At 44.4% G+C, this 12,352-nt stretch carries 8 protein-coding genes; 4 read left to right on the forward strand and 4 right to left on the reverse strand.

Going from position 1 to position 12,352, the window contains the following annotated elements; all coding sequences use genetic code 11:
• The first annotated feature begins 30 nt into the window (after positions 1-30).
• On the forward strand, positions 31-1,317 hold the full coding sequence (gene rhlB, locus ACE2AL_RS19260) for an ATP-dependent RNA helicase RhlB (RefSeq protein ID WP_206083066.1): 1,287 nt from the start codon (positions 31-33) through the stop codon (positions 1,315-1,317).
• Positions 1,318-1,328: 11 nt separating this feature from the next.
• A complete protein-coding gene (gppA, locus tag ACE2AL_RS19265; RefSeq protein ID WP_206083064.1) occupies positions 1,329-2,834 on the forward strand; it encodes a guanosine-5'-triphosphate,3'-diphosphate diphosphatase in 1,506 nt (501 codons plus the stop codon).
• A gap of 46 nt (positions 2,835-2,880) precedes the next feature.
• Here gppA and rep read toward each other — a convergent pair whose 3' ends face one another.
• On the reverse strand, positions 2,881-4,908 hold the full coding sequence (rep, locus tag ACE2AL_RS19270) for a DNA helicase Rep (RefSeq protein WP_206083062.1): 2,028 nt from the start codon (positions 4,906-4,908) through the stop codon (positions 2,881-2,883).
• A gap of 184 nt (positions 4,909-5,092) precedes the next feature.
• Here rep and ACE2AL_RS19275 point away from each other — a divergent pair, with 184 nt between their 5' ends.
• The gene (locus ACE2AL_RS19275; RefSeq protein ID WP_349422808.1) at positions 5,093-5,848 is read left to right on the forward strand and encodes a carbon-nitrogen hydrolase family protein; all 756 of its coding nucleotides are present in this window, start codon (positions 5,093-5,095) and stop codon (positions 5,846-5,848) included.
• Positions 5,849-6,340: 492 nt separating this feature from the next.
• Here the strand turns inward: ACE2AL_RS19275 and ilvC are convergent, their stop codons facing one another.
• Entirely contained in the window at positions 6,341-7,816 is a 1,476-nt protein-coding gene (ilvC, locus tag ACE2AL_RS19280; protein WP_206083059.1) for a ketol-acid reductoisomerase, read from the reverse strand.
• A 177-nt stretch (positions 7,817-7,993) separates the two neighbouring features.
• Between ilvC and ilvY the strand changes: the two genes are divergently transcribed.
• Positions 7,994-8,890 (forward strand): HTH-type transcriptional activator IlvY, encoded by an 897-nt coding sequence (gene ilvY, locus ACE2AL_RS19285; RefSeq protein WP_206083058.1) that lies wholly within the window; start codon positions 7,994-7,996, stop codon positions 8,888-8,890.
• On the opposite strand, the gene ilvA is transcribed toward ilvY, so the two are convergent.
• Positions 8,882-10,456, reverse strand: coding sequence for a threonine ammonia-lyase, biosynthetic (gene ilvA, locus ACE2AL_RS19290; protein WP_272681872.1), 1,575 nt, complete (start codon positions 10,454-10,456; stop codon positions 8,882-8,884). The genes ilvY and ilvA overlap by 9 nt on opposite strands.
• A gap of 1 nt (position 10,457) precedes the next feature.
• Positions 10,458-12,308, reverse strand: a complete 1,851-nt coding sequence (ilvD, locus tag ACE2AL_RS19295) for a dihydroxy-acid dehydratase (protein WP_206083056.1) — start codon at positions 12,306-12,308, stop codon at positions 10,458-10,460.
• Between the last annotated feature and the right edge of the window lie 44 nt (positions 12,309-12,352).

The raw sequence follows: 12,352 nt of genomic DNA on the forward strand, positions 1-12,352 counted from the left end.
ACCAACCGTTAACTGATATTCTAACATACTATGAGTAAAGCACACTTGACAGAAAAGAAGTTTTCCGACTTCGCATTGCACCCTAAAGTCATTGAAGCTCTGAACAAGAAAGGCTTCAATTATTGCACGCCTATACAGGCGTCAACATTGCCTTTCACTGTCGAAGGCAAAGACGTTGCGGGACAAGCGCAAACAGGTACAGGTAAAACGTTAGCATTCTTAACGTCAACGTTTCATTATCTATTAACTCACCCTGCTATTGAAGGGAAAAAAGCGAATCAGCCACGTGCACTCATGATGGCACCGACTCGTGAACTCGCTGTTCAGATTTACTCTGATGCCAAAGAGTTGGCAGAATATACGGGTCTGAAAATGGGGCTCGCTTATGGTGGCGATGGCTACGATGAACAGCTAAAAGTGTTACAAAACGGTGTCGATATCCTCATAGGAACGACTGGCCGTCTTATTGACTATGCGAAACAAGGCCATGTAGATTTAGCCGCCATTCAAGTCGTTGTACTTGATGAAGCTGACCGCATGTACGACCTTGGTTTTATTAAAGATATTCGTTGGTTATTCCGTCGTATGCCAGAGGCCGCTGACAGACTAAATCTGTTATTTTCTGCCACACTGTCTTATCGCGTGAGAGAACTCGCCTTTGAGCAAATGAATAACCCTGAATATGTTGAAGTTGAGCCTTTACAAAAAACGGGCCATCGCATTAAAGAAGAGCTTTTTTATCCTTCAAATGAAGAAAAAATGCGTTTACTTCAGACTCTTCTCGAAGAAGAGTGGCCTGAGCGTTGCATCATTTTCGCCAATACTAAGCACCGTTGTGATGACATTTGGGCACATTTAGCGGCCGATGGTCACCGTGTTGGCTTACTGACTGGCGATGTGGCACAGAAAAAACGTTTACGTATTTTAGAACAATTTACACAGGGCCAACTGGATATTTTAGTTGCAACGGACGTCGCTGCACGTGGATTACATATTCCATCAGTGACCCACGTCTTTAACTACGATTTACCTGACGACTGTGAAGATTACGTTCACCGTATAGGCCGCACTGGTCGTGCAGGGGAAAGTGGTAATTCAATTAGCCTAGCTTGTGAAGAATATGCTCTTAACTTGCCTGCAATCGAAGAATACATTCAACATTCGATTCCAGTGAGTAAATATAACAGCGATGCATTATTAAGTGACTTACCCGCACCTAAACGTCGTCATCGCCCACGCCCTGGAGGCCAGCGCCGCAATTCAAATGCACCGCGCCGCCACAATGGTCCGCGTAATAACCATAAACGTCCAGGCTGAGTAAAAACGCTATGCTGAAATCTTCTTCTCTTTATGCTGCTATCGATTTAGGTTCTAACAGTTTTCACATGCTTGTCGTACGTGAAACCGCTGGCAGCATACAGGTTATTTCTAGGGTTAAACGAAAAGTCCGTCTTGCTGCTGGGTTAGATAAAAACAATCACCTTTCTGAACAAGCGATGGAACGTGGTTGGCAATGTCTACGACTTTTTTCGGAACATCTACAAGATATTCCGACAACACAAATTCGTGTGGTCGCGACTGCAACACTACGCTTAGCGAAAAATGCCGATATTTTCATCGAAAAAGCCAGCAATATCCTAGGAAATCCCGTTAAAGTCATTCAAGGGGAAGAAGAAGCCCGCTTAATTTATCAAGGTGTTGCACATACGACAGGCGGCCCCGACCAACGCTTGGTGGTGGATATTGGAGGGGGAAGCACTGAACTTGTAACAGGAACTGGCGCAAAAGCACAGCAGCTCTATAGCCTTGAGATGGGCTGTGTGACATGGCTTGAGCGCTATTTCAGTGATAGAAGCTTAACAGAAGACAATTTTTCAGCCGCACAAGCAGCCGCAAGGAAGGTTATCGAACCCGTTGCCGATACCTTAAAAGCTCACGGCTGGAAAATCTGCGTTGGCGCATCAGGTACTGTACAAGCAATCCAAGAAATTATGATTGCACAAGGCATGGATGAACTTATTACATTGCCTAAATTGCAGCAACTAAAACGCAAAGCCATTCAATGCCAAAAACTTGAAGAGCTTGAAATTGAAGGTTTAACCTTCGAGCGTGCTTTAGTATTTCCAAGCGGCTTATCCATTTTAATTGCCATTTTTGAAGCGCTAGATATTGATAGTATGACACTTGCAGGCGGTGCTCTACGGGAAGGGCTCGTTTATGGCATGTTAGAACTGCCGATTGAGCAAGATATTCGCGCTCGCACTGTACGCAATATCCAGCGTCGTTTCCAAGTCGATATCGAACAAGCTAGCCGCGTTCGTCAGTTAGCCGAATATTTTTATCTGCAAGTGGCGAAAGATTGGCAACTCGATACCCGCTGTCGTGATTTATTATCAAGCGCATGTGCGTTGCATGAAATTGGCCTAAGTGTTGATTTTCGCAAAGGCTCTGAACATGCCAGCTATTTGATCACTCACTTGGATTTACCTGGCTATACCCCTGCACAAAAACGGCTATTGGCGGCTTTATTAAAAAATCAACAAGGCCCCGTCGATTTAGCGCCGCTTAGCCAACAAAATGCACTACCGATGCAACAAGCCTACTGTTTGTGCCGTTTACTTCGATTAGCCATTATTTTTGCAAGCCGACGACGTGATGACACATTGCCTGCTTTAAGATTAAATGCAAATGCAGATAGACTCACGATTGTATTGCCATATCGCTGGTTATCTGAACATCCACTGCGAGCAGAAAACCTGCAACAGGAAGTGCAATGGCAAGGTTATGTAAATTGGATGCTAGAATTGGAAGAACGTAACAGTTCAAATTGTTAATTATTTCCACACTAGAGTCACTCTAGTGTGGAACCTCAATAAATGATTATGGCTCGCTTTTCTTATTTAGTCCTAAACGCGCCTTGATATCAGCTAGTGCAGATTGCCCCTTTTGCATACGCTCTTCGGCACTTACCACTTTTCGCTGTTGCTCCCATTCAAGGTCATCTTGCGGTAATTCAAGTAGGAAACGGCTAAGCTCAGGTCGAATTAATTCGCCATATTGACGGCGCTCACGGCAATGAGTGAAAAACAACTCTCTTTGTGCTCGAGTGATCCCCACATACGCTAAGCGACGCTCTTCATCAATATTGTTTTCGTCAATACTGCTTTGATGAGGCAGTAACCCTTCTTCCATACCGACTAAAAAAACATAAGGAAATTCAAGGCCTTTTGATGCATGTAATGTCATTAACTGAACTTGATCTGATTCTTCGTCATCTTCGCCACGTTCCATCATATCGCGTAATGTAAAACGCGTGACTACTTGGCCAAGCGTCATCGGGTCGTTTAGTTCATCCCCCTCAACCATTTCACTCATCCATGTAAATAATTGGTTGACGTTTTTCATACGCATTTCAGCAGCTTTAGTGCTGGTTGATGTTTCATACAACCAACTTTCGTAATCCATTTCACGCAGTAAATCACGCACCGCAATCAACGGCTCCCGCTCTGACGTTCGAACAATACTGTCCATCCACTGGGTAAACCGTTGTAATGCCTCTAATCCTTTTCCTTTTAGGGTTTGCTCTAGCCCTAAATCAAAACTGGCTTGATATAAGCTTTTTCCCCGTTGGTTCGCCCATTCCCCTAGCTTTTGAATCGTTTTTGGGCCAATTTCCCGACGTGGGGTATTCACAATACGCAAAAAAGCACTGTCATCTTCAGGGTTAGTCAACACTCGTAAATAAGCCAGTAAGTCTTTAATCTCAGGACGTGAGAAAAATGAAGTACCGCCAGAGATACGATATGGAATACGGTTTTGCATCAACATTTTTTCAAAAATGCGCGACTGGTGATTACCTCGATATAAAATCGCATAATCTTTGTATTCCGTTTTGTTGATAAAGTGATGGGCAATGAGCTCACCAATCACCCGCTCTGCTTCATGATCTTCATTGTTTGCCGTTAAAACTTTTAACGGCGCACCGTAGCCTAGCTCTGAGAAGAGTTTCTTTTCAAATACATGAGGGTTATTTGCAATTAGGATATTCGCCGCTTTTAATATTCGGCCTGAAGAGCGGTAATTTTGCTCAAGCTTAATCACGTTCAACTTAGGAAAATCTTGACTAAGTAGCACCAAGTTTTGCGGCCTTGCGCCACGCCATGAATAAATAGATTGGTCATCATCCCCAACCACCGTAAAGCGAGCGCGTTGTCCCACTAGCAACTTAACAAGTTGGTATTGACTGGTATTGGTATCTTGGTATTCATCCACCAGCAAATAACGAATTTTTTGCTGCCAGCGCTCTCGTACTTCTTCATTTTGATATAATAGAAGCGTTGGCTTACTGATTAAATCATCAAAATCCAATACGTTGCAGCTTTTTAGGTGTAATTCATAACGACGGTAACACTCCGCAAAATGCTGTTCTTTTTCCGTTCGTGCCTGCCCAACAACTTGTTGTGGTGAGATCAGATCGTTTTTCCAGTTTGAGATCGAAGAGATCAACTGCTGTAGCAGATCTTTGTCTTCTTCAAGTAAATCAAACGTCAGTTCTTTAAGTAATGCCATTTGGTCTTGGTCATCAAACAGCGAAAAATTGGCTTTAATACCCAATGCTTTATATTCACGCTTAATAATTTCCAAACCTAATGTATGGAAGGTTGAAATGATGAGCCCACGCGCTTCTTTTTTACCTAATGTTTGTGCCACACGCTCTTTCATTTCCCGCGCGGCTTTATTGGTAAAAGTGACAGCAGCAATTTGCCGTGGTTGATAACCACATTGGCGGATCAAGTGTGCAATTTTGTTGGTAATAACACGGGTTTTACCTGATCCAGCCCCTGCCAATACAAGGCAAGGGCCATCGACAAATTCAACTGCCTGTTGCTGGCCTGGGTTTAATCGCATGGGAACTCTTTCATACAAAGAAGACTGAAAAACGCATTATAGCAGAAACACCATAAAGTCTTGAGCAGTTACTATAATGAGAATTTTAGTGCTCCCTATAGCCAGCATATTCCTGATTGTGTATTTTTAGTTTTATACACATATAATTACTTTGCTGCTCATTACATCTGTTAAGGAATATTTGGTGCAAAACGATTTCATCATTGCCGCTGCGCAATTTGCTCCCATCAATGGAGATGTTAGTAGTAATATCCAAATCCACCAACGGCTCATCACTCAAGCAATCAAAAATCAGGTTAATGTCATTATTTTTCCTGAATTATCTTTAACAGGCTATGAACATGATGTCGCACAAAAATTAGCCTTCACTGACAATGACCCAAGGCTAGAAGCACTACGTATACTCGCTGATCAATACAATATAACGATTATTGCCGGTGCACCGATTAATATAGGAAAAGATCAGCCGCAAATAGGGTTATTCGTACTTTCTCCTCATCAAGCTACTTTCCACTACAGCAAAATTTATCTACACCCAGGGGAAGACAAATACTACACGCCAGGTACAGCTATATGCACTTTTGATTGTCAAGGAAACCAGCTAGGACTCGCAATATGTGCAGATACTAATCATGAAAAGCACGCCGATGATACCATCAATCAAGGCGCCTCTTTTTACTTAAGCTCTGTATTGATTACAGCCAATGGCTATGACGCTGACACGAAAAAATTACAAAATTACGCTAAAAACCATCAGGTTCCTGTCATTATGGCAAACTATTGCGGCGTATCTGGTTCATTCCTCGGCACAGGAAGAAGTGCTATTTGGGATAACCATGGCATATTAATGGCTGAAGCCAGCGAGACTCAAGAGTCACTCATTATCGCCAACTTCAATCCAACCAACACGTACGCTAAAGTTATTTCCTCAAAGATCTAATTAAAGAAACTACACTATTCACCAGAATAATGTCGCTATATTAAAAATATATTTTCCTAAGCTATTACTATAGACAATATGATGATTATCCAAAGCATTTCGCGTTCTAGGTAGGAAGCAAATAAGATTATCCCAAGGAGCATACATGAGTATGTGACTTGGGTAACCGAGTATAGCCAACGCACCCGCCCTATTTTTTCAGCTTGAATACAATAAAAAACAAAAAACCGCATAACACTTTGTTATACGGCTTTCATTAAAAAATTTTTTGCATTGTTCTTTTTCTAAGCTATTCGTGTTAGAGGAAGGCGGCAAAGGAGGTTATCCCAAGGAGCATACATGAGTATGTGACTTGGGTAACCGAGTGTAGCCAACGCACCTATCACGCGAAGAGCGACGAAAAATAAGGTTAGCCCAAGGAGCATACACAAGTATGTGACTTGGGTAACCGAGCACTGCCAACGCACCTATCACGCGAAGAGCGACGAAAAATTAACTTCCAACTGAAATCTTCTTCATATCCGTCATATAACCACGTAGCGTCTTACCGATTTTCTCGATAGGATGATTACGGATTGCTTCATTGATATCACGTAACTGCGCGTTGTCTGTGCCATTATCAGCAACTGGCTTCGCTAAATCGCCCGCTTGTAATTTGGTCATGAAGTCTTTCAGCATCGGCACAGCTGCAAATGAGAACAGGTAGTTACCGTATTCCGCCGTGTCTGAAATAACCACGTTCATTTCATATAAACGCTTACGCGCAATGGTGTTCGCAATCAGTGGCAGTTCATGCAGAGACTCGTAGTATGCTGATTCCTCTAAGATACCCGCTTCTAACATCGTATCGAACGCCAGCTCAACACCCGCTTTAACCATCGCAACTAACAGAACGCCATGGTCAAAATATTCTTGTTCTGCAATTTTGCCTGCATATTCAGGGTAATTTTCGAATGCTGTTTTGCCTGTCTCTTCACGCCATGTCAGCAAGTTTTTATCGTCATTTGCCCAGTCAGCCATCATTGTTGATGAGAACTCACCTGAAATAATGTCATCCATGTGTTTTTGGAACAGTGGTGCCATGATGGTTTTCAGTTGCTCAGACAACGCATATGCGCGGACTTTCGCAGGGTTAGATAAACGATCCATCATCAGCGTGATACCACCTTGTTTCAGCGCTTCTGTGATAGTCTCCCAACCAAATTGAATCAATTTACCGGCATAGCCTGGCTCAACACCGTCTGCAACCATTTTGTCGTAGCTCAGTAATGCACCTGCTTGCAACATACCACACAGAATAGTTTGCTCACCCATCAGGTCAGACTTAACTTCCGCAACAAATGAGGATTCCAGAACACCTGCACGATGGCCACCTGTGGCAGCCGCCCATGCTTTAGCAATCGCCATCCCCTCGCCTTTCGGGTCATTTTCTGGGTGAACAGCAATCAGAGTTGGAACCCCGAAACCACGTTTGTATTCTTCACGAACTTCCGTACCTGGGCATTTTGGTGCAACCATCACAACAGTAATATCTTTACGGATTTCTTCACCAACCTCAACAATGTTGAAACCGTGTGAATAACCCAGTGCTGCACCTTGTTTCATCATAGGCTGAACAGCACGAACAACGGTAGAGTGTTGTTTGTCTGGCGTTAAGTTAACAACTAAGTCTGCCGTTGGGATCAATTCTTCATACGTACCCACTTTAAAGCCATTTTCAGTGGCTTTGCGCCATGAAGCACGTTTTTCACTAATCGCTTCTGCGCGTAATGCATAAGCGATATCTAAACCAGAGTCACGCATGTTCAGGCCTTGGTTCAGACCTTGTGCACCACAACCGACGATGACGATTTTTTTCCCTTTCAGGTAGCCAGCTTCGTCCGCAAACTCTTCACGTTTCATAAAGCGGCACTTGCCTAACTGAGCTAACTGCTCACGCAAATTCAATGTGTTAAAATAATTCGCCATTGTCATACTCCATTGTTCTGTTGTGTTCGTTATGTCAGGCAATCAATTTGCCTGTCGCTTATTTTTAAGCGTTTATGGATTTACTATATGCGATGTTTCGCATTGCTTAAATTGATATATTAACAATACAATGTTGCAATATTCGCAACGTAGTTAATGACTTTATCCGAGGGCAAAATGGATATTCGTGATCTGAAACTTTTTTTGCATTTAGCACAGAGCTGCCACTTTGGCCGTACCTCTAAAGCCATGCATGTCAGCCCTTCAACGCTGTCTCGACAAATCCAGCGCCTAGAAGAGCAATTGGGTCACCCATTATTTGTCCGTGATAATCGTTCGGTAAAACTCACACAAGCAGGGGAGCACCTAAAACAATTTGCCCAGCAAACTTTGTTGCAATATCAGCAACTGCAGCATGCCCTTAACCAACAAAGCCCATCTCTCAGTGGTGAGTTGCATCTTTTTTGCTCAGTCACTGCCGCATACAGTCATTTACCACAAGTTTTAGATAAATTCCGTGCTTTGCACCCATTAGTCGAAATAAAGCTCACCACTGGCGATGCCGCGGATGCGGTAGAAAAAGTGGAAACCCATGAGGCAGACCTTGGTATTGCAGGCAAACCTGAGCGTTTACCCGACAATGTGCGTTTCACAAAAATTGGTGAAATCCCATTGGTGCTCATTGCACCATCACTGCCTTGTGCTGTACGTTCGATGGTGACTGAAGCAGAACCTGATTGGTCAACGGTACCGTTTATCCTGCCAGAACATGGCCCATCACGAAAACGTATCGAATTATGGTTTCGCCGCCATCACATCAATAACCCTGTGATTTACGCCACAGTGTCTGGCCATGAAGCGATTGTATCTATGGTTGCACTTGGTTGTGGTATCGCGTTGATCCCAAGTGTCGTCGTGGATAATAGTCCTGAGCCTGTCCGTAGCCGTATCTCACAGCTCGACAATATTTCAATGGTGGAACCCTTCGAACTCGGCGTTTGCCTATTAAGCAAACGCCTAAGTGAGCCACTAATTAAAGCATTTTGGGAGCTACTCCCAGACAACTCAATCTAAGGTTTTTTGACTATCTTGTGGCGCTAGGAAAAAACGAAAAGAAGGATTGCCCGTCTCGTCGTGGTACTCGTATCCTAGTGCATCAAGGTGCCTATCAAAGCGCACTTCTGGCCCCGCAAGTTCAAATGCCGCCAGCACTCGTCCATAATCCGTGCCATGGCTGCGGTAATGAAAAAGCGTAATATTCCAGTGGGTTCCAAGCGTCTCTAAAAATCGCAGTAACGCTCCTGGAGACTCTGGAAATTCAAAGCTATACAGTCTTTCATCTAACGGTTTAGATGGTCGACCGCCAATCATGTAACGTACATGAAGCTTCGCCATTTCATCATCAGATAAATCATCAACATCATAGCCATTGCTTCTGAGTTCTTGGATAATTTCTGCACGTTCACCATCACGACCACTTAAGCGCACCCCAACGAAAATACAGGCACGATCAGGGTCTACATCCGTATAACGGTAATTAAACTCCGTGATTGCACGGTGGCCTAATAGCTGGCAAAAGCGTAAGAAACTGCCTTTTTCCTCAGGGATCGTCACCGCCAACAGCGCTTCGCGTTGTTCTCCAATCTCACAGCGCTCAGATACATAACGCAGCCCATGGAAATTCATGTTCGCACCAGACAAAATATGCGCTAAACGCTCACCTTTGATGTTATGTTGTTGGACATATTTTTTCAGCCCTGCCAGTGCTAAAGCGCCTGATGGTTCTGCAATTGCGCGAACATCTTCAAAAATATCTTTCAGTGCTGCACAGATAGAGTCGCTATCCACCGTGATGACATCATCGACATATTGTTGGCACAATCTAAACGTTTCATCACCAATACGTTTAACTGCGACACCTTCCGCAAATAACCCGACACGAGGTAAATCAACGGGGTGACCCGCTTCTAACGCCGCTTTCAAACACGCTGCATCTTCCGCTTCGACACCAATGATTTTAATTTCAGGCATTAATTGTTTGATGATAACCGCCACACCCGCGATTAAACCGCCCCCGCCAACAGGGATAAAAATACGGTCGAGATGCACGTCTTGCTGTAATAATTCCAGCGCAATAGTGGCTTGCCCAGCAATTACCGATGGGTGATCAAAAGGCGGGACAAAGGTATATCCCTCTTCTGCCGCCATCGTGATCGCTTTCGCTTTTGCTTCATCAAAGTTTGCACCGTGTAAAATGGCTTCACCACCAAAGCTACGAACTGCATCCACTTTGATATCTGCGGTTGCCACTGGCATGACAATTTTGGCTTTAACACCCACACGGCTTGCCGACAGGGCGACACCTTGAGCATGATTCCCCGCTGATGCCGTCACAACGCCTTTGGCTTTCTGCTCTTCCGTTAACGTTGCGATCATGGCGTAAGCCCCGCGTAACTTAAAACTGTGTACAGGCTGCCTGTCTTCACGTTTAACTAAAATTGTATTGCCTAAACGTGCAGATAATTTATCCATTTGCTGAAGCGGCGTAACTTGAGCCGCTTCATAGACTGGCGCACTCAGCGCCGCCTTTAAATAATCAGCACTTGTAGGTGCTGCGGGTAATGGTTTTGCCGCTGCCACATCAGCCCCCTAATTTTGACTTATCGCGCACAGCGCCTTTGTCTGCACTAGTTGCTAAGGAAGCGTAGGCACGCAGTGCAAAAGACACTTCGCGCTGACGATCGCGTGGAGTAAAGGCCTTATCACCACGGGCTAATTCCGCCTCACGCCGTTGGTTAAGTTCGCTTTCACTGACATCCAGCACCATCGTTCTTTTTGGAATATTGATATCAATAATATCGCCATCTTGAACCAGAGCTAATAAGCCGCCACTGGCTGCTTCTGGCGAAATATGGCCAATAGACAAACCTGAACTACCACCCGAGAAACGGCCATCAGTGATAAGCGCGCAGCTTTTACCCAAGCCCATTGATTTCAGGTAGGACGTTGGGTACAACATTTCCTGCATGCCTGGCCCACCTTTTGGCCCTTCGTAGCGGATCACTACCACATCACCTTCAACGATTTTACCGCCTAAGATGGATTCAACTGCATCATCTTGGCTTTCAAATACTTTTGCAGGGCCACGGAACGTTAAGCTACCCTCATCAACCCCAGCTGTTTTGACGATACAGCCATCTTCCGCAATATTTCCAGATAAGACAGCAAGACCACCATCCAAACTATAAGCATTCTGAATATTACGGATACAGCCATTTTCACGGTCAGTATCCAGCGAAGGCCAACGGCAATTTTGTGAGAATGCTTTCGTGGTACGAATACCTGCAGGGCCTGCGGAAAACATAGACTTAACACTTTCGTCTTTCGTCAGCATGACATCATACTGCGCCAATGTTTCTTGGAAAGTCAGCCCTAAAATATTAGTGACATTTTCTTGCAGTAAGCCTGCGCGGCTCAGCTCCCCTAAAATACCAATAACCCCACCTGCACGGTGAACATCTTCCATATGGTATTTTTGTGTGCTTGGTGCCACTTTGCATAAATGCGGAACTTGACGAGACAAACGGTCAATATCTTCCATCGTAAAATCAACATCAGCCTCTTGTGCTGCTGCCAGCAAGTGAAGAACGGTATTCGTCGAGCCCCCCATCGCAATATCAAGGGTCATGGCATTTTCAAACGCCGCTTTATTGGCAATATTACGAGGTAACGCACTTTCATCATCTTTTTCGTAATAGCGTTTCGTTAGCTCGACAATACGTTTACCTGCGTTGATAAATAAGGTCTCGCGGTCAGCGTGAGTCGCTAATAACGAGCCATTACCTGGCTGAGATAACCCTAATGCTTCAGTTAAGCAGTTCATGGAGTTAGCCGTAAACATACCAGAGCATGAACCACAGGTTGGGCAAGCAGAACGTTCGATTTGTTCGCTATCTGCATCACTCACATTCGGGTTTGCCCCCTGGATCATCGCATCGACTAAATCCAATTTAATAATTTGGTCTGAAAGCTTGGTTTTCCCTGCTTCCATCGGACCGCCAGAAACAAAAATAACTGGGATATTAAGACGTAATGACGCCATTAACATACCTGGGGTAATTTTATCGCAGTTAGAAATACACACCATAGCGTCCGCACAGTGCGCATTAACCATATACTCGACAGAATCGGCAATTAATTCACGGGAAGGTAAGGAATACAGCATTCCGCCATGCCCCATGGCAATCCCATCATCAACCGCAATTGTATTAAACTCTTTCGCTACGCCGCCTGCGTTTTCAATTTGCTCTGCAACCAGTTTGCCAAGATCGCGTAAATGTACGTGACCAGGTACAAACTGAGTGAATGAGTTAACAACTGCAATAATGGGTTTTCCAAAATCAGCATCGGTCATTCCAGTTGCTCGCCACAATGCGCGTGCCCCCGCCATATTACGACCATGTGTTGTTGTTGCTGAACGGTACTTAGGCATATCTTTAACTCCCGTGTTTAAAAACAGGCGGGGAACGTCCGCCT

The organism is Providencia xihuensis, from assembly GCF_041953405.1.
Lineage (GTDB): Bacteria > Pseudomonadota > Gammaproteobacteria > Enterobacterales > Enterobacteriaceae > Providencia > Providencia vermicola.

Coding starts and splice junctions, on each gene's coding strand:
- rep (WP_206083062.1), bottom strand. CDS start 4,908: ATGCGATTAAACCCAGGCCAGCAACAGGCAGTTGAATTTGTCGATGGC.
- ilvY (WP_206083058.1), top strand. CDS start 7,994: ATGGATATTCGTGATCTGAAACTTTTTTTGCATTTAGCACAGAGCTGC.
- rhlB (WP_206083066.1), top strand. CDS start 31: ATGAGTAAAGCACACTTGACAGAAAAGAAGTTTTCCGACTTCGCATTG.
- gppA (WP_206083064.1), top strand. CDS start 1,329: ATGCTGAAATCTTCTTCTCTTTATGCTGCTATCGATTTAGGTTCTAAC.
- ilvD (WP_206083056.1), bottom strand. CDS start 12,308: ATGCCTAAGTACCGTTCAGCAACAACAACACATGGTCGTAATATGGCG.
- ilvC (WP_206083059.1), bottom strand. CDS start 7,816: ATGGCGAATTATTTTAACACATTGAATTTGCGTGAGCAGTTAGCTCAG.